Genomic DNA, 21,193 nt, shown 5'->3' with positions numbered 1-21,193 from the left:
GGTACTGCACTCGGGAGGGTGTGGGAGAGTAGGACGCCGCCGGACTCAACGTTACGAAAGGCCCACCCGGGTGACCGGGTGGGCCTTTCTGCATTTCCGGGCTCGCGCAGAGCGATGTCCCGGATCTGTGCGGGGGCGGGCCGGGCCGGGCCGGGCTCAGGTCAGTCGAGCTCGAGCCAGGCCGGGATCAGGCCGGCCTGGGCTGGAGCGCGACTGGACTCGACGTTACCTGTCCGTTACCGATCGGCCAGAACCAACGGGCCGGCGAGCGCATCGCATGTAGTGACGGGACGCGGGCGGCGCGGACGGTGTCACGGAAGAGGAAATGGCGATGCGGCGTAAGGTTTTGCGGTTGAGGTGGCTGCGATGGCCGGTGTGGCAATTCTGACCGGATGCGACAGCCAGCCTCACCGACTGGACGGAGCGGCCGCAGCGGCCGGTGCCGTGCAGGCCCCGCCGCGACTGGCACGTCGAGTGCAGCTGGTGTGCCCGGAGGCAGCCCCTCTGCCGTGGGTGCGGTTCCGGACAAGAGCTCTGCGACTTCCCAGGACAACGGCTCCAGCACCAGGACCGGCGGTTCCGGCAGGAGCTTGACTCTGGGGCCGGACGGTGTGGGCGAGCTGCGCCCGGGCATGTCGGTCAAGGAGGCACTGGCTGCCGGGCTGATCACCGGGAAGTCAGCGACCCGGACCCGTTGGATGGGCGGCGCCTCGCGTCAGTGCCGGGGGAACCGTCGGGCCGGGTACCGGATCATGATCGGAGACGACAGGGTCGCCGGTTCCACTCTCCAGTCGACGGATGACGGCTGCTACGAGTAGCCGCCGCCGGGCGCCGTTGCCGGTGAGCCTGTGTCGTCACGGGGGCGATCACGGGGTCGGGCGTCAGCGGCGAAGCCGGGTACCGGGAATGGTGCGGTCGGGTGGTTGTGGCGCGTACCGGAAAATGGCCGGGAACTCCGTGAGATGACGGAGTTCCCGGCCATTCGCATCGGCGGGGTTGACTGGCCTGACTAGGACGGGAGCCCGAGGGAGCGCCAGTCGACAAACTTGAAGTTGGTGCTGGTGCGGCCGTCGTCGGGGGTGTTCTCGCCGTCGTGGAGGACCAGCAGGCCCTTCGGGTAGCCGGGAAGGGCCACCGCGGTGACGGCGGCGCCGTCGGAGTGCTCGACGCCGTCGGCGTTGCGGCCGTCGGTGACCGAGAAGATGTTCAGCGGCCGGTTGGTGCGGCGGTCGTAGACGAAGAAACGGCTGTCGCCCTGGCTGGAAACGATCAGGTAGCCGCTGCGCTTGCCGGTCGGGTAGATGGTGGCGCCCTCGACGTCGGCGGTGATGCGGCCGCCGAAGTCGTTGACGTAGTCGACGGTGCACTCCTCCGTCTCCGGGTCGTAGGTGGCCGGCTGCCCGAACTCGCGGACGCGCTCGACTACCCGCGGGATGCTGCTGAACGTGCCGCCGGCCAGGTTGATGCGCCACAGAGCGACGTCCTCCTGGGCGGCGTAGAGCACGCCCGCCTCAGTGTCCACGACCATGCCCTCGACCTGCGGGTCCTCGCCGGGCTCGAGGCACGGGGTCCAGATCTCACCGTTCGGCAGGCGGAACTCGCGAGGCAGGTCGAGCGTGTCCGTGGTGCGGTAGGTGACCTTGCCGTTCTTCTCCTCGAGCCGGAAGATGCCGAGGCGGGTGCTGTGCCGGCGGCTGACCACCGCATAGCGGTCGTAGACGGCTACCCCGTAACCCGTGGCCTGCTCCTCGACCTCGGCCTGGTCCTTCGAAAACAGCAGCGGCGCGTCGGCCGACGTGATGTCGGTGAGTCCGTTCGCCTCGATCCGGTAGATGCGGAGCTTGTCCAGGCCCCGGTCGGTGACGACGGCGACGTCGACCTTCTTCTTGCCGAACTTGAAGCCGGTCAGGATGTCGACGTTGTTGAAGCGGCCACCCTCGGGCGTCGCGATCGACTGGACCTCGCGGCCCTTCAGGTCGTAGACGCGCAGGCCGCCGTTCTTGGCGGTGCCGATGACCAGGCTCCCGCCCTTGTCGGCGGGGTTGATCCAGATCGCGGGGTCGTCGGCGTCGGCGTCACCGCCGGCCTCGTCGTCGAAGAGGCTCGGGGTCTCGACGGTGGCTCTGATCTCCCGGAGCGGGCGCTCGGCCGCATAGGCCGGGATGCCGGCCGCGAGAGTGGTCAGGGCGACGAGCGCGGCGATGCCGGTAGTCCGTTGCATGACCGGTGACGATTCCCGATCCACCTGACCGGGGGGTGACTGGTTGTTGAACACCGAATACCCCGTTATCCATCCGCTCGGACGACCAGCATGACGACCGAAGATCACAGCAGCACTACGACTGATCCAGCCGCAGCGTCCGGAGCACCGTGTCGGTGTGGTCGGTGCCGACCGGCTGCCGAATCTGCATGTAAACGCCCTCGTGCCCAATTCCGGTCAAGAGTACGTCGGTGTACGAAACGGTGGCCGTGGCGCAGCGGCGGGCCTGGCCGCTCAGGCCCGCGGCCCGGATCTCACGGTCCAGCTGCCGTCGGCAACCCGGATGTGACGGCCACGTCACCGGCACGCCCGGCACCAGCCAGCGGCTCGAGCCGGCGAACAGGGCCGGGCCGGCGAGGTCCCGCAGGTCGGCACCGATCTGCAGGCCGGGCTCGGTGCCGGACGGCAGACCGAGCGACGAGGCGTTCCAGCCGGAGTCACGCAACTGGCGGGCCCACTCGCCGGGCACCGACACCGAGAACGTGCGGCCGGTGTCGGCCACCCGCATCCAGCCCTTCGGAGTTCCACCGGGAACTGTCGCGCCCGCCGTGAGGGCCAGCAGGACCAGGGCCAGCAGCGTGCCCGTCACATGCCGCAGCGACCGCATCACCCGGCCCTGGCTGACCGAGGACTCCAGCGCCGAGGCGAACGCGGCCGGCGACGGCCAGCGACGGTTCCGGTCAGCGTCCAGTGCCCGCATCACCACCCGGTCCACCTGACGCGGAATGCCGGGACGCAGTTTCGACGGCGCGGACCGGCCGTTCGGACGTCCCGGCTGAGGTGCCTGCCCGGTCAGCATCTGGTACGTCATCGCGCCGATCGCGTGCACGTCGGCGCGGACGTCCAGGCCGCCACCGGGCAGGCTCTGTTCCGGCGCCATGTAGCCGGGCGTGCCGGCGACCACTGTGAACCCTGACGCCTGCGCGATCGACTTCGCCAGACCAAGGTCGGCCACCAGTACGCGTTCCGTGCCGCGCACCGTGTCGAAGAGGATGTTCGACGGTTTCAGATCACGGTGCAGCACCCCGGAGTCGTGCAGGACCGTCACGGCGTGCGCGATGTCCGCCGCGGTCCGCAACGCCGTACGAACCGCCATCGGTCCCTGTTCCAGCCGGTCGGCCAGCGAGCCGCCGGCCGCGTACGTCATCACCTGGTAGGGGCGGCCGTCCGGCAGTTCGCCGAAGTCGTGCACGCGCACGAGCCGCTCCGAGTCGGCCCGGCGCAGTACCTGGGCCTCCTGCTCGAACCGGGCCCGCACATCCGGGTGATGCGACCAGTTCTCGGCCAGCACCTTGATGGCGACCTGCGACTCCAGCACATCGTCCTCGGCAAGCCAGACGGTGGCGAACGCGCCTGATCCGAGGCGCTCGGTGATTCGATATCGGCCGATCATGGAAGGTACCCGCACGTTCGTATTATCAACGTCGTTGGATCGAGAACGGGGGACAACGTGCGGGACGAGGAACAGGAAGAACTGGCCCGGAAAGCGGCCGGTGGTGACCACGGTGCACTGGAGACACTGCTGGCCGGCATCCGGCCCGGAGTGCTGCGCCGGTGCGCGCGGTTCCTGCCCTGCTACCAGGACGCCGAGGAGGCGTGCCAGGACGTGCTGATGCAGGTGGCCAGGAACATCGGTGGATTCGAGGGACGATCGAAGTTCAGCACCTGGCTGCACGTGATCATCGCCAACGGGTCGCGTCAGACGTACCGGACCCTCAAGCGACGGGCTGCCGAGCGCGGCTACGCGGAGATGCCGGTCGATGTGCCCGACGCCCGTACGACGAGTGTCATCGCCGGATCCCGGCTCGACCTGCTCGACGCACTGGAGAAGCTGGAGACGACCAAGGCCGACCTGGTCGCGCCGATGGTTCTGCGCGACATCTGCCAGCTCGACTACAAGGAGATCGCCGTGCAGCTGGGCATCCCGGAGGGCACCGTGAAATCCCGTATCCACCAGGCGCGCGGTCATGTCCGGGAGTACCTGCTCGCAGGAATGTGACCAGGCGGCCCGCGTCGGTCCGCAAGCGTAGCGACGAATCGGGACCGGTTCATCCGTTCGGCTGATCAGAAGGACCGTCTGCTCGCATAGGCTGCACGGGCCGGACCATGCGCTGATCAATGTGACGTACTTCAATGCGCGGCCTTGGCGGCGACCACCCGGACCTTCACCAAGTAGGAGCTTCCACGTGTCACGATCCACCTGGCTGACCCGCGCCGGTATGGCAGTGCTCGTCATGGGCGCCGTCGGCGTGGTGGCGTCACCCGCCCAGGCCGCCGGGACCGGGGTCGTCTCCGTCTACGGCGGCACCAAGGTGCAGTACAAGGCCGGGAGCGGCCACCAGAACCGGGTGCTGCTCTCCCGCTCCGGCAACACGATCACGGTCGACGACCGGGTCGCGATCAAGGCCGGGACGGGCTGCAAGGCGGTCAAGGGCGACAAGACCAAGGTGCGGTGCAGCCTGAAGACCGCGCCGACCCGGGTGCACGTTCGCACGTACGACCGCAACGACACGATCGTCAACAGCACAGGCCTGGCCATGACGGCGATCGGCGGCACCGGCAGCGACAAGATCACCGGCGGTACGCGCGGCGACATCCTGTATGGCGACCTCGGCGGGGACCAGATCTGGGGCCTCGGCGGCAACGACCGGATCTACGGTTCGCCGCAGAACGACAAGCTGTACGGCGGTGACGGCGCCGACTGGATCGAGGACACCCACGGCCGCGACCTCGTCCGAGGCGGCAACGGCGACGACGAGATCTTCGGCGGCGGCGGCAAGGACGTGTACTACGGAGACGCCGGCGCAGACCGGATCTCGATGAACCAGTACCCGGCGAGTGTGGCCGACGCCGACCGCATCTTCGGCGGTGCCGGTTCCGACACCGTGCACTACAGCTACGACTCGGCGGTCAGCCTGGACGCCGACGGGGTCGCCGACGACGGTCGCAAGGGCGAGGGCGACAACCTCGCCACCGACATCGAGAACCTCGTCGGCGGGTTCGGCAACGACCGGATCGTCGGCAGCGCCGGCCCCAACATGCTCGAGGGCGTCGGCGGCAACGACACCATCTACGGTCTCGGCGGCGACGACATCCTGTACGGCGGCCCGGGCACTGACAAGATGTACGGCGGAGCCGGCGACGACTGGCTGACCGGCGAGGACTGGAACACGAACCGCACCAAGGACCTGCTCGACGGCGGCGCCAACGGCACCGGCGGCGACTCCTGCCTGCGGTGGCCAAACGACCAGACGGTGGGCTGCGAATACGTGACCAGTGGCAGCTGAGCCGCCGACCTGTCGATGGCCGGCTCCCGTGCGAAGCCGGCCGACTTGGCGATCCGCTGCGGCGCCGGCGGTCACTCGTAGCAGTCCTGGGCGCGCAGTTCGAGCTGCAGCGCGACGACCTCGCCGTTGTCGACCGTGATGTTGTAGACGGCGTTGCTGTTGCCGGGCACCGCGGCGTGCCCGCGCCCCTCCGGCCCGGGCCCGGTGAAGTTGCGCCAGTCCGGGTAAGCCGCCTGGACCGCCTCGGTCGAGCTGCCGAGCTCGATGCCCTGCGGCGTGGCCAGCCCCGGATAGGCAGTGATCGACGCGATGCCCAGATCTGTGGACAGCCACACGACGGCGTCCGGGCCGCCGTACGTCAACCGGTATTCGGGGTTGCAGCCGCTGTCGTGCCGCTCCCCGGTCCAGTCCGCCAGCTGCGTCGCGTCCGCCTCGGCCCTGTTCATGCCGAGCTTGAGGGCACCCACACCGGCCGGTCCCAGCGTCCGGCGCGCCGTGGCGGCGGTCGACGTGGCGACGGTTCCGGTGGGTCGGATACCGCCGACCGGTTCGGCGGCGCCGCCCACCCGCTCCGGCGCAGCGCCGCATCCGGTGGCCGGCGCCAAGGTTGCCGCCGCCGTGAGCATCAGAACGGTTCGCCGCATCATCGTGCCGCCCGTACCGCGTGATCGCATCATGCCTCCCTGTGCGGCCGCCTCCTACTCGTAGCAGTTCTGGTTACGCAGCTCGAGCTGAAGGCTGGTGACCTTGCCGCGGGAGATCGTGATGTTGTAGTAGGCCTTGCGGTTGCCGGGCACCTTGACCAGGCCCCGGCCCTTCAGGCCGGTGTCGGTGACACTGCGCCAGCCCGGGTATGCCTTCTTGACCGCCTTGGCCGGGCTGCCGAGCTTGATGCCCTGCGGCGTGGCCACCCCCGGATAGGCGGTGATCGAAGCGATGCCGAGCTTCCGCGAGAGGAAGACCGGGGCGTCGGTCTTCGCGGTCCTGATCCGGTAGTCGGCGTTGCAGACGTTGTTGCGGACCTCCACCGCGCGCTTCTTCACCAGCTTGGTCTTCTCAGCCTGGCGGCGGGTCATGCCCAGCTTCAGGGCGCCCAGCCCGTTCGGCCCCAGCACCAGCTTCTTGCCCTTCTTCGGCGTGGACGCCGCCCCCGAGGTCATTGTGCCGGAACCGGCCGCCGCCGGGATCACCGTGCTGGAACCGGCTGCCGTCGATGTCGCCGCTGACTCGGCACGGGCGGCCGTGCCGTAGCCGCTGAGCAGTGCCATGCCGAGGAACGCGCCAAGAATCGCCATCGTGCGTCGCATCGTGTTGCCTCTTTCGGATTCGAGGTGCTGTCCTCCCGTGCGATGCGTCCAGCAGGGACCGGGTTCGCGAAGTTCGGTAACGGCTGAATAACGACCGAAGCCGACGGGCGGGTCCAGGAGCCCTTGGCTGGAACCGCCCGTCCGCCGCCTGTCACACCTGGCTGAACCGCCATTGCTGGTTCGGCGAGCCTTGACAGGTCCATTGCAGGATCCGCGCCCCGTCGCTGGTCGCGGCCCCGTTGACATCCACGCAGAGGCCACTGACCGCACTGCGCAGGGTGTACACACCGGACGTGCCGGTCGGCGTGGCGGTGAACCTCTGCTGCGTGCTGCTGCTACACGTCGCCTGTTGCAGGAACGCGCCCGCAGCCGAGGAACCGCCGGCCACCTCCGCGCACTTGCCGCTGTGCCCGGCCCGCAGGGTGACGGCACCACCGCCGGCGTCGACCGCCTGCCACCTCTGATTGGCGCCGCCGGTCGGTGCCCACTGGTTGATCTGGGCGCCGTCGGCGGTGGAGGCGGCGTTCACGTCCATCAGTTTGCCGCTGTGCTGGGCGGTGAGCGTCCAGGTCTTCCCGGCCACGCCGGTGGAATTCGGCACGCCGACACCGGCCCCGCCGAAGGTGTGCGAGTCCAGGTCGAACCCGCTACCCCGGAACACCATGTAGATCGTCGGGGATCCGGCCGTTCCGGCAACGCTCACCGGAGCCGTGGACTGGTAGTTGTTCCAGCCCCCGGTGTTCGGCACCGTCGTGGTGGCCAGCAGGGTGCCGGTCGGGGAGCCGCTGCGCAGCTCGATCGACCCGCCACCCGACGGTGACGACACCCGGTAGCTGACCGACGAGATGCCGGACAGGCTCATCGGGGTGAACGACACCCAGTCGCCGGCGGAGATGTCTCCGATCCGTTTGCCGCTCTCCGCGCCGGTCTGCTCGACGACCCGGGTTCCGGACTGGCTCGAGTAGTACTCGCTCTGTTTGTGCTTGGGCTGCAGGATGGCCTGGGCCCGGCCGGTCAGCGGCGCCGCACCGCCCGAACCGCCGTTGTCGGTGTATCGGGCGTTGAGGACGTAGAAGAGGTTGGCGCCGTCCGGGTGCCCGCCCAGCAGCTCGGTGAGTATCGTGCCGGAGCAGCCCGGATATTCGCTCGTCTCGTGCGCGTGGTCGTCGTGCCCGAGGGCGGGGTTGACGAAAACCTTCGTACAGTCGATCGCGGCGCCGCCCGGGTCGGTCACGCTGACCGTGTAGGCGACCCGGTCGCCGAAGTCGACCATGCCGCCGCTGGGCGGGGTGGTGATGGTGACGACCGGGGCGGTGTTGCCGACCGTGATGGCGATGTTGGCGAAGCCGGACTTGCCCGACTCGTCGGTGACCTTCAGCTGGGCGGTGTAGTTGCCGTTGCTGGTGTAGACGTGGCTCGGGTTCGCCGCCGTCGAGGTCGCGCCGTCGCCGAAGGTCCACTGATAGCGCAGGGTGCTGCCGGGATCGGGGTCGGTCGTGCCGGCGCTGCTGAACTGGACGGTCAGCGGCGCCGTGCCGCTGGTCGGCGTTGCGGAGGCCCTGGCCAGCGGTGACTGTCCGCCCTGGATGTAGTCGATGCGGTAGAGGCCGGAGTCGCTGTTGCCGCCGCCGAAGTTGGTGCCCCACTCCAGCAGGTAGAGCGACCCGTCGCGGCCGAACTCCATGTCCATCGGCTTGTTGAACCGTCCGCCCGGCAGGAACGGGTTGGTGCGGGTCACCGCGGTGTTCGCGTCGAAGTGCACCTCCTTGATGTAGTTGCGCGACCATTCGTAGAAGAAGTGGACCCCGTCGTAGTAGGCCGGGAACTTCGTGTCGGATGGGTTGGCCGCGTCGTATCGGTAGACCGGTCCGCCCATCGGCGCGGAGCCTCCCGAGCCGAGCTCCGGGAAGGTCGGCGAGTTGCCGTACCCGTACCACATGTTCGGCGCGACGACCGGTCGCAGGCTGGTCAGCCCGGTGTTGTTGGGGGAGTTGTTCACCGGCGAGGAGCAGTTGAACTTGGCGCCGACCACGCCGGTGTCGGGGTTGAAGGGAGCGTACGGCTGGTTGTTGCCGTGGCAGAACGGCCAGCCGTAATTGCCCGGTGCCTTGATGACGTTGAGTTCGACGAGACCTTCCGGCCCGCGGTTGGTGGTCGGCGGGTTACGATCGGGCCCGTAGTCGGCGAGGTAGACCCAGCCGTTCGCCGGATCGATGGAGAACCGGAACGGGTTGCGGAAACCCATCGCGTAGATCTCCGGCCGGGTCTGCGCCGTCCCCGCCGGATAGAGGTTCCCCGCGGGTACGGTGTAGCCGCCCCCGGCCTGCGGCCGGATGCGCAGCAGTTTGCCGCGCAGGTCGTTGGTGTTGCCGGCGGTGCGGGCCGCGTCGAGGTTGGCCTTGCCGTTGCGCCAGTCCAGTGGGGCGTATCCCTGCCAGTTGGGGTCCAGGTTCGGCGGGGTGTCGTCGCCGGTGCCGATGTAGAGGTTGCCGTCCGGTCCGAACTCCATGTACCCGCCGGTGTGTCCCGGTTCGGGGAAGGTCCGGTCGCGGTACGCCGGGATGTCGATGACGGTGACGCCGCCGGAGACGTTCAGCGTGTCGCCGGTGAGGGTGAAGCGGGAGACCCGGTTGACGTCCGTCGCGCTGCTCGCGGGGGAGTGGTAGAGGTAGACGTTCCCGTTGGTGGCGAAGTCCGGGTCGAGGGCCAGTCCGGTGAGGCCGTCCTCGCCCCCGGTGTAGACGCTGAGAGTGCCCGCCGTGACGGTGGAGTTGGACGCGGGTTTGAAGATCTTCACCTGTCCGCCCCGCTGGACGTACATGACCCGGCCGTCCGGCAGGGCGGCCAGCGCCATCGGGTCGACGGTGTCGTCGTCCAGCGTGCGTTTCTGGAAGTTGCTCCACACGGTCCCGCCGCACTCGCCCGGCTGGTTTCCGGCGGCCCACTTCACCCCGCCCAGGACGTGGTCGCGGAAGTTGGTCTCGCTGTAGGACGCGGCGGAATGACCCATTCCCGTGGCCCACACCCGTCCACCGGCGGCGTTACGGCACCAGGAGATCGGGTGATCGGGCCCCATCGCGCGAGAACCCGGGTTGTACGTCCGCTCGTCAGCGGTCACGAGCACGTGCACGTCACCGCGGGGATTGCGGTCGAAGTTGTACCACTCCTCGCTGCGGATCCAGCGGTCCGGCAGGCTCGCCGTCGACGGGTGCTTCTTGTCCGCGACGATGGCGGTGCCCTGCAGAACTCCGGGGGAGTGTTCCGGCATGTGGGCACCGGCGTTGATCGTCTGGTCCCACCACGGGTACTCGCCCTCGATGCCCATGTCCGTGGCGTTGTGGACGGCCACGATGCCCTTGCCGGAGGCGAGGAAACCCTCGACGGCCTGCCGCTGGGCGGCCGACGTCCACACCATGCCCGAGGTCTGGAACATGATGAGCACGTCGAAGGTGGCGAGGTTGGCGGGAGTGAAGACGCCGGCGTCCTCGCTGTGCACCAACTCGAAATTCTCGGCCGCCGCCTGCTGCTGGAACATCGAGATACCGGCGGGAATCGAGTCGTGGCGGTAACCCGCGGTCTTGGTGAAGAGCAGGGCGCGGAAGGCCGGGGCGGCCGATGCCGGGGCGACGGCGGCGAGCGAGAGCAGTATGCCCGCGATCACCCCGATGGTCAGTGTTGAGCGGCGCATACGTCTCTCCTGGGGATGGCTGCCGGCTCCACGTTGAGGTAGCGCAGCGTAGTGCACCGCTGCGCCGTTCTCTGCGGCGTGGAGCGCCGGGGGGATTGCTCTCCTGTTCCTGTACTTCGATGCCTTTGGGCCGCCGTACCTCGGTATGACGGCGTTGGGGACTTCGCCTGCCGAGCTCCGCAGGTCCCTGATCAAGAGTTCTTGGTGTTATTGCTTCAGCATCGGAGAACATCTATCTTCATACGTGTGATGTTTCGTGCCTGTCAAGGATTGCCCACGGTGGGCGCTGAGGGCCGCTGCACTCAACGCCATGAATCCGCCCATGACTACTGAAAGTAAGCGCGAGCCGTTGCTCGCGCTCCGGAACGTCACCAAGTCCTTCCTTGGCGTACGTGTCCTCGACCCGTCGACCTCGACGTCGCGCCCGGCGAGGTCCATGCCGTCGTCGGGGAGAACGGTGCCGGCAAGTCGACCCTCATGAAGATCATCTCCGGCGGATACGCGCCGGACGACGGCCTCATCCGGTTCGCCGGTGAAGCACGACAATTCCGCAGCCCACGAGAGGCGAGGCACGCCGGGATCGCCATGATCCACCAAGAACTCACACTGCTGCCGGAGCGCACCATCGCGCAGAACGTCCACCTGGGCCACGAACCGGTGCGCCGGGGCCTGATCGACCGGCACGAGATGCTCGCCCGCACCTCGGCGCTGCTCACCCTGATCGGAGCGGGATCGCTCCCCGCCGACGCCCCGGTCGTCCGGCTCGGAATCGCTCAGCGCCAGGTCGTCGAGATCGCCAAGGCCCTGGCCCTCGACGCCCGGCTGCTCATCATGGACGAGCCCACCGCAGCGCTCGCCGACCACGAGGCCGACATCCTCCACACCCTCGTACGACGACTGCGGCGCCAGGGGATCGGCGTGCTCTACGTCTCGCACCGCCTCGCCGAGGTCTTCGAACTCGCCGACCGCATCACCGTCCTCAAGGACGGCCGGAACGTGACGACGACACCGACCGCGCAGACCACCCCGGCCCAGCTGGTACGGCACATGGTCGGCCGCGACCTGACCGGCTACTACCCCGACCGCGCCGCCCTCGGCCACCCGGGCCCGGTCCGGCTCACCGTCCGCGGCGCCGGCAATCACAAGCTCAGCGACATCAACCTGCGGCTACGCGCCGGCGAGGTCGTCGGCGTCGGCGGCCTGCAGGGCTCGGGACGATCCGCGCTCGCACGCGCCCTGTTCGGCGTCACGCCGTTCACCACCGGAGAGATCGAACTGGACGACACGCCGATCCGGCCGAACTCGCCGCGCGCCGCGATACGCGCCGGCATCGCCTACGTCAGCGAGGACCGCAAGGGCGAGGGCATCATCGCCCGCCAGCCGGTGCTCGACAACGCGTTGCTCGCCGGCCGCGCCCTCGGCGGCCCCTGGACCGGCCGCGCCGCCCGGGCCACACGGGCACGCAAGGTGCTCGACGCGGTCGACCTGCGAAGCACCGGCATCGACCAGGAGATCCGCTACCTGTCCGGCGGCAACCAGCAGAAGGTCGTCCTCGCCAGGTGGCTCGCGCTCGACCCGCGCGTCATCATCTTCGACGAGCCGACCCGCGGCATCGACGTCGGCGCGAAAGCAGCCATCCACGACATCGTCCGCAGAATCGCACACGACGGCGCCGCAGTCCTGATGATCTCGTCCGACCTGCCGGAACTGCTCGGGATGAGCGACCGGATCATCGTCATGCGCGACGGCCGCATCGTCGGCGAACTGCCCGCCGGCGCGCCCGAGGCCGATGTCGTCGCCACCGCGATGGGCGCGGTGACGGCGCCATGAGTTCCCTGCCACTGCTCGCAGCGCGACGGACCGTACCCGGCGTGTACCTGGCCCTGGCCCTCACCCTCACGATCGGCTGGCTGATCGTCGTACTGCGCGGCGGCGCACTGTTCACCCAGGCGACAGTCGTGAGCCTGCTGCACGTCGCCGCCGGCCTGGGACTCGTCGCCATCGGCCAGACCCTCGTGATCCTCGGCGGCTCCCTGGACCTGTCGGTGGCCTACGTGGTCAGCCTCAGCACCCTCGTCGCCGCCGAGACCATGAACGGCAGCGACACCGCCCTGCTGCCGGGAATCGTGCTGGCGCTGACCGTCAGCGCCGGCGTCGGACTCCTCAACGGCCTGCTGATCGCGCGGACCCGCATCGACGCGTTCATCGCGACCCTCGGCGTCGGATTGCTGCTCAAGGGCTACCTGGACAGCGGCTACGACGGCCCGGCCGGCGCCACCTCACCCGCGCTGGTGCAGACCCTCGGCTATCAGCGCGCCGGGCCGGTGCCGATGTCCTTCCTGCTCCTGATCGCCGTCGCCGCGGCAGCCTGGCTGACACTCCGCCGTACCCGATTCGGCCACCACCTACTCGCGGTCGGCGGTGATCCGGAGGTCGCACGGCTGTCCGGCGTCCGCAACAACCGCGTCCTCGTCACCGCCCACATCCTCTGCTCGCTGTGCGCGGGACTCGCCGGCGTCTACCTCGCCGCACGACTCGGCTCCGGCGGCCCCAGAGTGGGCACCGAAGGCATCTACGACCTGGAATCCATCGCCGCCGTAGTGATCGGCGGCACCGCACTCGCCGGTGGACGCGGCAGCGTCATCGGCACGGTCGGCGGCGTGCTCCTTCTCGCCAGCATCGACGCCGTCTTCAACCAGCTCCAGCTAGACGCCTTCGCCAAACAGGTCGTCCGAGGCGTGATCATCATCGCCGCGGTCGCCGTCTACGCCCGCCGCCGAACCCGGAACGGCCGGTCCTGACCATGAACGACACACTGACGCGCCGCCTGCCACGAATTCGCTCTGGAAGCCCACTGCCGATCCTCGCCATCCTCGGCGTGCTGCTGATCCTCACGGCGATCCGGCAACCCGGCTTCCTCGCCCCGGCATCGCTGATGTCCTTCCTCGGCCGCTCGGCCCCGATCATCCTGCTCGCCGCGGGACAGTACTTCGTCATCGTCTCCGGCGAGTTCGACCTGTCGGTCGGCTCCCTGGTCACCGCCGAAGTGGTGCTCGCCGCCCGCCTCATCGACGGCGACCCCGACCGCACCTGGCCGGTCGCCGCGCTCGTCCTCGTCTCCGCGGCCCTCGTGGGACTGGTCAACGGCCTGATCACGACGTGGCTGCGAGTGCCGTCGTTCATCACCACCCTGGGCATGCTGCTGATCCTCGTCGGAGCCGTGTACCTCTGGTCCGACGGCTCCCCGAAAGGCGCGCTCTCCGAACAGTTCCGGCTACTCGGACGACGCGCCGTCGAGGACGTCCCGGTCCTCGGCCGGGTGCCGTACGCGCTGCTCGTCGTACTCGTCCTTGCCGTCCTCGCCGTGATCCTGATGCGTTCCGACTTCGGGCACACCCTGATCGCCGTCGGCGACAACCCCCGCGCCGCCGAACTCAGCGGGGTACACGTCGGCCGATCCCGCACGATCGCGTTCGTCCTGAGCGCCGTCGCGGCCGCAGTGGCAGCGATCCTGCTCGGCGGATACAGCGGTGTGTCGTTCCAGGCGGGCAGCGGCCTGGAATTCTCCGCCATCACCGCGGTGGTGCTCGGCGGCGTCGCCCTGGGCGGCGGGCGCGGGTCCGTCGCCGGCGGGATGCTCGGCGCTCTGACGCTCGAACTGCTGTTCGCCCTCATGAACTTCTTCGGTGTCTCCGGCACGGTCCGGCCGGCCGTACAGGGCGCCATCATCCTGCTCGCCGTTGCCGTCATGGCAACGCGCTCACCGTCCAGATAGGGGAACAGCGTGCGTCGTCCCATGGCAATGATGGCCGCTGCCATCGTGCTCACCCTCGCGGGATGCTCCACCGACGAGCCGGTGACCGGGCCATCCGGCGGTCCGTCCACGGCCGGCACGGGCACCGGGGAACAGTCGAAGTTCTTCGTGCAAGCCGACTACGAAGCCGAACTCGCGATGCTCGCGGCCACCGCGACCGGCCCGGCGGACAAACCCTGGGAGCAGGCACTCAACCCGAGCACGGTGGACACCGCCTCCTTCCGGAAGGCGGGACCCCACAAGATCTGCTTCTCGAACGCGGGACTGAACAACCCCTGGCGGCAGGTCGGATTCAAGACCATGCAAGCCGAGGTCGAGACACACCGTGACCAGATCTCCGAATTCGTGCACGTCGACGCCGAGGGCAAGGACCAGAAGCAGATCGCCGACATCAACGACCTGCTCGGCAAGGACTGCGACGCGCTCATCGTCTCGCCCAACACCACCGCCACCCTGACCCCGGCGGTTGAGGCGGCCTGCCGCACCAGAATCCCCGTCATCGTCTTCGACCGCGGCGTCGACACGACATGCCCCGTGACGTACATCAACCCGATCGGCGGATACGGCTTCGGCCACGTCGGGGCGGAGTTCGTCGCGCAGAAGATGAAACCCGGTGGCAAGGTGCTCGCGTTGCGCATCCTCCCGGGTGTCGACGTGCTGGAGACCCGATGGTCGGCAGCGAAACTGGTCTTCGACAAGGCGAAGATCGACGTGGTGGGCGTCGAGTTCACCGACGGCGACCCGGCGAAGACGAAGAAGATCGTGGACGACTACCTCCAGCGGTACGGCACGATCGACGGCATTTGGATGGACGCCGGCGCGGTCGCCGTCGCGGCGGTCGAAGCCTTCCAGGACGCGGGCAAGCCCGTACCCCCGATCAACGGTGAGGACCAGCTCGACTTCCTGCGAATCTGGAAAACCCAGCAACTCACGGCCATCGCGCCCACCTACCCGACCTATCAGTGGCGCACCCCGATCATCGCCGCCCTGCGCATCCTCGACGGCCAGGCGGTCGCCAACCCGTGGAAGCTGCCGCAACCGACCGTCACCCAGCAGAACCTCGACGACTACCTCGACCCGGACATGCCACCGCTGCACTACGCGATGTGCGGCTGCACCGGCCTGCCCGGCTACCCGCAGCGCTGGCAGTGACCCCGTGCGCGCCGTCGGTGTCAACCCCTGGGTGTGGTCGTCGCCGGTCGACGACCGGGCCCTGGCCGTACTCATCCCGCAGATCGCCGCGTTCGGCTTCGACGCGATCGAGCTGCCCGTCGAACAACCCGGCGACTGGGACCCCACCCGCACCCGCGACCTGCTGGCGGCACACGGCCTCACCGCGGCCGCCGTCTGCGCGGTCACGCCCCCCGGCCGGGACCTCGTCACCACCACCGCGGCCGTCGCCGAGGAGACCGTCGCCTACCTGAAAGGCTGCATCGACAGCGCCGCCGCGGTCGGCGCACCCTGCGTCGGCGGACCGGTCTACGCGTCAGTCGGCCGGACATGGCGAATGACCGCCGCGGAGCGCACGGCCTGTTACGCGGACTTCCGCCGGGCGATCGTCCCGGTCGCCGACCACGCCGGCGAACGGGGAGTGTCGATCGGCGTGGAGCCGCTCAACCGCTACGAGACCAGCGTCGTCAACACGGTGGAACAGACCCTGGAGATGATCACGGGGCTGCCGTCCGTGGTCGGCCTGATGATCGACACCTACCATCTCAACATCGAGGAGGCGAACCCGTACGCCGCCCTGGCCGTCGCCGGACCACATATCAAACACGTCCAGGTCAGCGGCACCGACCGCGGCGCTCCCGGAGCGGACCACTTCGACTGGCCACGCTTCTTCGCCGTCCTCGACGGCACCGGCTACCCCGGCGCGGTCTGCATCGAGTCCTTCACCAGCGACAACGACACGATCGCGACCGCCGCGTCGATCTGGCGCCCGCTGGCCCGCTCACAGGATCAGCTGGCTCTCGACGGACTGGGTCACCTACGACGGTTGCTGCGGTGATCCGCGCCGCGCCACGTGGAGTCCATGTCGACGCATTTGCTTCCGCCGACCCAACGGATCTCACCGGACCCTCCGGCCGGGGCCTAGCGTTTGTCGAGACGGTGCAGCGTCAGTGACAGCAACCTGACGCTGCCGCCGGCTGCGAAGGTGGCGATGCCCAGACTGTCGGCCGCCGAGTCGAAGTCGGCGTTCTCGGTGTACGACAGCCGTCCGTCGTTGCCGAATGCCTCTCGACCTGCCCTCGGTCCACCAGCACACGCATCTTGATTCTGTTGTTGACGGGGTCGAGCGGCTTCCACACCCTCTGTCGCCGACCACGGTGGTAGGCGATGGTCCGGTTGCTCGACTCTGTCTGGGCAGGTTGGTCGGCGCGGGGAGCACCATGAGGTATCGGGAGGCGTGCACGTTGAGCAGGCGGGCACGCGGTCGCTCCAAGGTTGCTCCGTGGTCGCTCGCTTCATGGCTGTACCAGTGCACCAGACGCTCACAGACCACGGGTTCAGTCTCTGCCCGGGACACGCTCGAATGACTCCTGAGCTGCAGGAACACGTGGTTCGGGGTATCCCGATGGGCTTCAAGGTCGTACGCCGGTACTCTGTTGGCTGCGGGCTGCTAGCTCAATGGCAGAGCTGAGGACTTTTAATCCTTAGGTTCAGGGTTCGAGTCCCTGGCGGCCCACCATGCTTGAGCTGGGAAAACGTAAGAATCCACGTTAACTTAGACCCTAAGGTTGCTCCTGTGGGGCAGTCAGCGGAGCAACCTTAGGGTGCAGTTCTAGCCGGCTCGGCGTTGAGTTCGTGGTACCAGCGCGGCGGAGGCTTCCGCCTTGGCGCGTTCTGTCTCCAGTTCCTGGATCACCGACGTGTAAGTGTCGGACGTGATGGTGATGGTGGAGTGGCCGAGCATCTCCTTGATGTCTTGTAGGTCGGCGCCGGAGGCTTTGAGGAAAGTCGCGGCGCAGTGCCGAAGGTCGTGTAGCCGGATCGGGGGTAGTCCGGCCTTCTCGATGAGGTCGTCGAAACGCTTAGTGACGGTGTCGGGGTGCCATGCCGTGCCGTCGGGTTGCACGAAGATCAGGCCGGTGCGGGGCCACGCCGGTCCGCTGACCAGCTGCCACGTCGCGCGGCGCGCAAGGTGCGAGCGGGTGATGGCAACCGTGACCTGGTCGAGGGTGATTGTGCGGTCCCCGGCATCGGTCTTCACCTTCTTGGTGACCGGCCGGTAGCCGACGGTCGTTATCTGCTGGCTGATGACTGCAGCTCCGACGTCTAGGTCGAGGTCGAGATCGCGGAGACCGATCGCTTCGCCACGGCGGAGGCCTCGGTACAGCATCAGCGCGTACAGGGGGTAGAGCACGATGTCGTGGTCTTCGGCGTAGTCGAGGAACTGACCCGCCTGCTGCGGGGTCCACACCATCACCGGGCTGGGCCGCTTACCGGTCGCCTGCCAGTACTTGACGGCTGCCGTGGTCCAGACACGCGCCTTGGGGCGCTTGCCGGAGGGTAGTTCGACGTGGGCGGCCGGGTTGAACTCGATCAGTCGGTGGGTGCGGATCGCGTCGTTGAGGGCCTTGCGCAAGGTGCCCCGGATGCGGTGCATCGTCGCAGCGCCGGTGGTGCGTTGCCGCCGTACGGATGCGCGAATGTCGGGGTCGTCGCTGCCCCGCGCGGCTTCGATCGCGATGTTGCGGTCGGCGATGGCGTTGAACATGGCTTTGATGTGGCCGACGCGTAGCTTCTCGATAGGAATGTGGCCGAGGTGCGGTTCGAGGTGGTTGCGGATGTGGCCGTCGTAGGAGCGTTTCGTGCTGGCCTCGATACTGCGGCCGGTGAGCCATTCGGTGAGGTAGTCGCCGAGTAGGACGGCGGTGGTGGCGGGAATGCCGGCCTTGACGCGGCGGGCGATCATGTTCCGGTCGGGTAGGGGCTCGGTGGGTTTGAGCTGGTGGAGCAAGTCTCCGATCTCGATCGCCAGGTCTTTGTTGCCCGCGGCCAGGCCGAGCAGGTTGAGTGCGTCGTCGCGTTCCTTGGCGGCGATGTCGCGGGTGTCGAACGTGTATCGGCGCAGCGTGCGTCGGCGTCCATCGGTCGTTGTGGGTAGTTCGAGCTGGTAGGCCCAGCGGCCGTGGGTGGGATGCCATGCACCGCTGGGGCGCCGTAGCTTCGGGCAGCGTGATCCGAGCCGCCGTCCGTCAGCGCTCTTGCAGGAGCAATGTTTGAAGACGGAACCCTCCGCCATGTGTGGGTCCTCCAGCGCGTTCGTGTCGGTGCAGCCCCGGTGCGGGATGCTGCGGATTGCATGTGCTCGATCCACGCTCGACCGCGGGCATTGATCAAGTCGGTGGTGGCGGTAGTTCTTCGTCGGATTCGACGGGTAGGTGCAGGGCGGCGAGGATCGCCGCGACGGGCACCCGGTAGCGGGAACCGATCTGTATCACCGGTATCGGGAACTCGCCGATCTTGAGAAGGACGTAGGCGGTGGACCGGCCTATGCCGAAGATCGCGGCGGCGGTGGGTACGTCGGTGACCGGGCCGAGCGCGCGGATGCCTGCGGGCGACCAGCCGGCCGCCGCGGACAGTGCGGTGCGCGGACGTGCCGAAGAAGAGGGTTGCTTCACGATAGGGTCGATGGCTCCTTCTGACGGTCGTGCCCGGCCGCCTCGGCGGCCGGGCACGATGAACCTGAACGGAGAACCGGGGTGCGGGCGTCGGCCCGGTGATCGACGAGCCGACGGTGTCAGGGTTCTACCAGCGGAAACATGGCGATATTCGCAGCGCAGTACCGCTTGTTATCAGGCGACTGCGTTGGCCGAGTCCGCGAGGTTGACGACGCCCGACCTCGGAGGAGGCGAGGCCGTTCTGGGCGTGCCGGTCGCGTTAGGCGTATCAGTAGAGGCGACTCGAGGGCCGCTTCGCCGGCGAGGTCGAGTCCACCTCCTCGGGTGCGGAGCGACCGACCGGAGTCGGCGGGGTGGGTGCGGCAGTCCGGTCAGGTCACCTCCCGTAGTCCGGATCTTGGTCCGTAGCCGTGTCTGAGGGGCCATCGGGTGCCTGTTCGGCGGGGTGTGGGCAACTCCATGGCCCGCAGCCCGGCGTGTCCTGCTGGTCGACAGCGCGAGGTCGCAGCATCACCTGGTCGAGCGGCACTCGCTGCCGGTGCAGGAAGAACTGCCCTCGGAGCGGATGCCCGTCGACGGTCGCCCGCGCCGATCCGTGGCGGATCGCGGCGTCGAACGCGACCGCGTCCGCCCACCCCGTCGGGTCCTCCGCGCGAAGCCGAGCCCATTCAAGATCTGTGTGGAATGGGCATCCAAGACAGGCCGACCGTGGGGTATCTGCCAGCCCGTGCTCGGTCAAGAAGGCGGAGCAGTCCTCGCGCCGCCACTGGAGATCCAGCAGCGGGAAGGTGTTACGCATATAAGCGACGTCCGCGTCTCGCGCCCGGTGCACCTCATCGACCGAGATGCCTATAGCCATCTGCGCGTAGACGCCGGTCGGCACGCGCATCGGGTGCGGATGACCGAGCCGCCGACGCACCTCGGCCTTGATGGGACGGATTTTGTACTCGGATGTGCATTGACGGCGAGCCATGCCCTCCTCGCCGTTCGGACCGAGCGTGAACAGCGGCATGGACGCGAAACGGTGCTGCGGGTCGAGGGCGTCGTCGCGGATGTTGCCGGAGCAGACCCGCACTACCGGTATCCCGGCCGCGGAGGCGAGCCGTTCCAATCGCCGTAGATGCGTGTAGACCGTTGCCGGCTCCCATCCCGTGTCGGAGAAGATCGCCGCGTCGAACGTCGGGATTCTTCCCTGGACGGCGAGCAGTAGCAGAGCCGAGCTCTGGATGCCGGCGCCGAGGGAGAGGAACCGGGCGACGGGGTGGGTCATGTACCCACCCTGCCCTCGTTCGGCGGCGTCTGGAACACCAGGACGTCCTCGTGTGCGATCAGGTGCATCGGCGTGCCGGCCCGGCGTGCCTTACGGACCGCCTGCAACTGGAAGAAGCTGGGCCGGGCGACCAGCGTGTCGTCACGGACTGCCGCGAGCAGGGCCACACACCGATCCACCGGGACGAGCCCGGCTCGTACTCCTGCGCCGATGACCGCGGACGGTAGGTCGACGAGCTGCCCGTGTTTGCGCCACGGCCGGGCGGTCACCACGACCACCCCGCCAGGGCGCAGCAGCATCCGGCATCCGGCTAGGACCTGCGCGAACCCGTCGGCCAGACCGGTCAGGTCGCGGTAGGCGAGGTTTCCCTTGTCAGTGCCGTCGTTGTAGGTGTTGTCGGACTTGCGGACGCCACCTTCGCCGGGCTCGACCAGGCCGTGCACGGTCGGCCCGTACGGCGGACTGGTGACCACCAGCGCCACCTGACCGGTCAGGACGGCCGGGACCAGCGACAGGATCCCGGTCGAGTCGCCGCGGATCACCGCGGCCCGACCGGTCGCGCCCTGAGCGTGGGCGTGTCTGATGTTGGCGTCGGCGATGTCGGACCAGCGGGACTCGTACTCGACGCCGAACGCGTCGCGGCCGGCGTGTACGGCCTCGACCAGGGTGGTGCCGATCCCGCACATCGGATCGAGCACCAGATCGCCGGGCTTGGTGTAGTGGGCGATGGCATGCGCGGCGATCGCCGGCAGCATCCGCGCGGGATGCCTGACCGACTCGGCCACGTACCGGCCCTTACGCTGCACCGGCCCGGTCGACTGGGCAGTCGCCCACACCGACAGGCCATCCGGTCCGACGCTGCGATGCCGACCGTCGTACCCGCGGTGCCGCCCCGACTGCTGATCGGCGCCGCCGGCCTGCCCGATAGCGATCTGACGCGAC

The 21,193-nt window shown here is 68.6% G+C and carries 16 protein-coding genes, 1 tRNA gene and 1 pseudogene; 9 read left to right on the top strand and 9 right to left on the bottom strand.

Annotated features, from left to right (window positions below):
* Positions 1-1,009: 1,009 nt before the first annotated feature.
* Positions 1,010-2,221 (bottom strand): phytase, encoded by a 1,212-nt coding sequence (locus tag AB0G04_RS42640; RefSeq protein WP_360995946.1) that lies wholly within the window; start codon positions 2,219-2,221, stop codon positions 1,010-1,012.
* Positions 2,222-2,336: 115 nt separating this feature from the next.
* A complete protein-coding gene (locus AB0G04_RS42635) occupies positions 2,337-3,668 on the bottom strand; it encodes a serine/threonine-protein kinase (protein ID WP_360995943.1) in 1,332 nt (443 codons plus the stop codon).
* 42 nt (positions 3,669-3,710) lie between these two features.
* Between AB0G04_RS42635 and AB0G04_RS42630 the strand changes: the two genes are divergently transcribed.
* Together AB0G04_RS42630 and AB0G04_RS42625 are read left to right on the top strand one after the other, a co-directional pair.
* The gene (locus AB0G04_RS42630; RefSeq protein WP_360995941.1) at positions 3,711-4,259 is read left to right on the top strand and encodes an RNA polymerase sigma factor; all 549 of its coding nucleotides are present in this window, start codon (positions 3,711-3,713) and stop codon (positions 4,257-4,259) included.
* Positions 4,260-4,446: 187 nt separating this feature from the next.
* Positions 4,447-5,547 (top strand): calcium-binding protein, encoded by a 1,101-nt coding sequence (locus AB0G04_RS42625; protein ID WP_360995939.1) that lies wholly within the window; start codon positions 4,447-4,449, stop codon positions 5,545-5,547.
* A 71-nt stretch (positions 5,548-5,618) separates the two neighbouring features.
* On the opposite strand, the gene AB0G04_RS42620 is transcribed toward AB0G04_RS42625, so the two are convergent.
* From AB0G04_RS42620 to AB0G04_RS42610, 3 genes are all read right to left on the bottom strand, one after another.
* A complete protein-coding gene (locus tag AB0G04_RS42620; RefSeq protein WP_360995937.1) occupies positions 5,619-6,224 on the bottom strand; it encodes a hypothetical protein in 606 nt (201 codons plus the stop codon).
* A 21-nt stretch (positions 6,225-6,245) separates the two neighbouring features.
* Entirely contained in the window at positions 6,246-6,854 is a 609-nt protein-coding gene (locus AB0G04_RS42615) for a hypothetical protein (RefSeq protein WP_360995935.1), read from the bottom strand.
* A gap of 151 nt (positions 6,855-7,005) precedes the next feature.
* A complete protein-coding gene (locus AB0G04_RS42610) occupies positions 7,006-10,542 on the bottom strand; it encodes a ThuA domain-containing protein (RefSeq protein ID WP_360995932.1) in 3,537 nt (1,178 codons plus the stop codon).
* A 462-nt stretch (positions 10,543-11,004) separates the two neighbouring features.
* Between AB0G04_RS42610 and AB0G04_RS42605 the strand changes: the two are divergent.
* From AB0G04_RS42605 to AB0G04_RS42575, 7 genes and pseudogenes are all read left to right on the top strand, one after another.
* A pseudogene (locus AB0G04_RS42605) lies at positions 11,005-11,331 on the top strand (ATP-binding cassette domain-containing protein); the annotation flags it as partial.
* A gap of 42 nt (positions 11,332-11,373) precedes the next feature.
* On the top strand, positions 11,374-12,372 hold the full coding sequence (locus AB0G04_RS42600; RefSeq protein ID WP_360995955.1) for a sugar ABC transporter ATP-binding protein: 999 nt from the start codon (positions 11,374-11,376) through the stop codon (positions 12,370-12,372).
* Entirely contained in the window at positions 12,369-13,343 is a 975-nt protein-coding gene (locus AB0G04_RS42595) for an ABC transporter permease (RefSeq protein ID WP_360995930.1), read from the top strand. The genes AB0G04_RS42600 and AB0G04_RS42595 overlap by 4 nt, the downstream gene beginning before the upstream one ends.
* A 2-nt stretch (positions 13,344-13,345) precedes the next feature.
* A complete protein-coding gene (locus AB0G04_RS42590; RefSeq protein ID WP_360995927.1) occupies positions 13,346-14,317 on the top strand; it encodes an ABC transporter permease in 972 nt (323 codons plus the stop codon).
* 30 nt (positions 14,318-14,347) lie between these two features.
* Complete coding sequence (locus AB0G04_RS42585; RefSeq protein ID WP_360995924.1) at positions 14,348-15,508, top strand: substrate-binding domain-containing protein; 1,161 nt, start codon at positions 14,348-14,350, stop codon at positions 15,506-15,508.
* Positions 15,509-15,512: 4 nt separating this feature from the next.
* Entirely contained in the window at positions 15,513-16,364 is an 852-nt protein-coding gene (locus AB0G04_RS42580) for a sugar phosphate isomerase/epimerase family protein (protein ID WP_360995922.1), read from the top strand.
* Positions 16,365-16,970: 606 nt separating this feature from the next.
* Positions 16,971-17,045: transfer RNA gene (locus AB0G04_RS42575), tRNA-Lys, on the top strand.
* Positions 17,046-17,138: 93 nt separating this feature from the next.
* On the opposite strand, the gene AB0G04_RS42570 is transcribed toward AB0G04_RS42575, so the two are convergent.
* The 4 genes from AB0G04_RS42570 to AB0G04_RS42555 form a co-directional block, all read right to left on the bottom strand.
* Positions 17,139-18,602 carry a tyrosine-type recombinase/integrase gene (locus AB0G04_RS42570; RefSeq protein ID WP_360995920.1) on the bottom strand — a complete coding sequence of 488 codons (1,464 nt, stop codon included), beginning with the start codon at positions 18,600-18,602 and terminating at the stop codon, positions 17,139-17,141.
* A 94-nt stretch (positions 18,603-18,696) separates the two neighbouring features.
* Positions 18,697-18,981 carry a helix-turn-helix domain-containing protein gene (locus tag AB0G04_RS42565; RefSeq protein WP_360995918.1) on the bottom strand — a complete coding sequence of 95 codons (285 nt, stop codon included), beginning with the start codon at positions 18,979-18,981 and terminating at the stop codon, positions 18,697-18,699.
* Positions 18,982-19,357: 376 nt separating this feature from the next.
* Positions 19,358-20,251 carry a hypothetical protein gene (locus AB0G04_RS42560; RefSeq protein ID WP_360995915.1) on the bottom strand — a complete coding sequence of 298 codons (894 nt, stop codon included), beginning with the start codon at positions 20,249-20,251 and terminating at the stop codon, positions 19,358-19,360.
* Complete coding sequence (locus tag AB0G04_RS42555; protein WP_360995952.1) at positions 20,248-21,177, bottom strand: DNA methyltransferase; 930 nt, start codon at positions 21,175-21,177, stop codon at positions 20,248-20,250. The genes AB0G04_RS42560 and AB0G04_RS42555 overlap by 4 nt, the downstream gene beginning before the upstream one ends.
* Positions 21,178-21,193 lie beyond the last annotated feature (16 nt).

Source organism: Actinoplanes sp. NPDC023801, assembly GCF_040639655.1.
Taxonomy (GTDB): domain Bacteria; phylum Actinomycetota; class Actinomycetes; order Mycobacteriales; family Micromonosporaceae; genus Actinoplanes.
The sequence above is the reverse complement of the archived record's forward strand: the minus strand, read 5'-3'. Positions and strand labels throughout refer to the sequence as shown.

Excerpts from the sequence above, each read along its gene's own strand:
- AB0G04_RS42640 (WP_360995946.1), bottom strand. The coding sequence starts at position 2,221 with ATGCAACGGACTACCGGCATCGCCGCGCTCGTCGCCCTGACCACTCTC.
- AB0G04_RS42620 (WP_360995937.1), bottom strand. The coding sequence starts at position 6,224 with ATGATGCGATCACGCGGTACGGGCGGCACGATGATGCGGCGAACCGTT.
- AB0G04_RS42615 (WP_360995935.1), bottom strand. The coding sequence starts at position 6,854 with ATGCGACGCACGATGGCGATTCTTGGCGCGTTCCTCGGCATGGCACTG.
- AB0G04_RS42610 (WP_360995932.1), bottom strand. The coding sequence starts at position 10,542 with ATGCGCCGCTCAACACTGACCATCGGGGTGATCGCGGGCATACTGCTC.
- AB0G04_RS42600 (WP_360995955.1), top strand. The coding sequence starts at position 11,374 with ATGGACGAGCCCACCGCAGCGCTCGCCGACCACGAGGCCGACATCCTC.
- AB0G04_RS42595 (WP_360995930.1), top strand. The coding sequence starts at position 12,369 with ATGAGTTCCCTGCCACTGCTCGCAGCGCGACGGACCGTACCCGGCGTG.
- AB0G04_RS42590 (WP_360995927.1), top strand. The coding sequence starts at position 13,346 with ATGAACGACACACTGACGCGCCGCCTGCCACGAATTCGCTCTGGAAGC.
- AB0G04_RS42585 (WP_360995924.1), top strand. The coding sequence starts at position 14,348 with ATGGCCGCTGCCATCGTGCTCACCCTCGCGGGATGCTCCACCGACGAG.
- AB0G04_RS42570 (WP_360995920.1), bottom strand. The coding sequence starts at position 18,602 with ATGGCGGAGGGTTCCGTCTTCAAACATTGCTCCTGCAAGAGCGCTGAC.
- AB0G04_RS42560 (WP_360995915.1), bottom strand. The coding sequence starts at position 20,251 with ATGACCCACCCCGTCGCCCGGTTCCTCTCCCTCGGCGCCGGCATCCAG.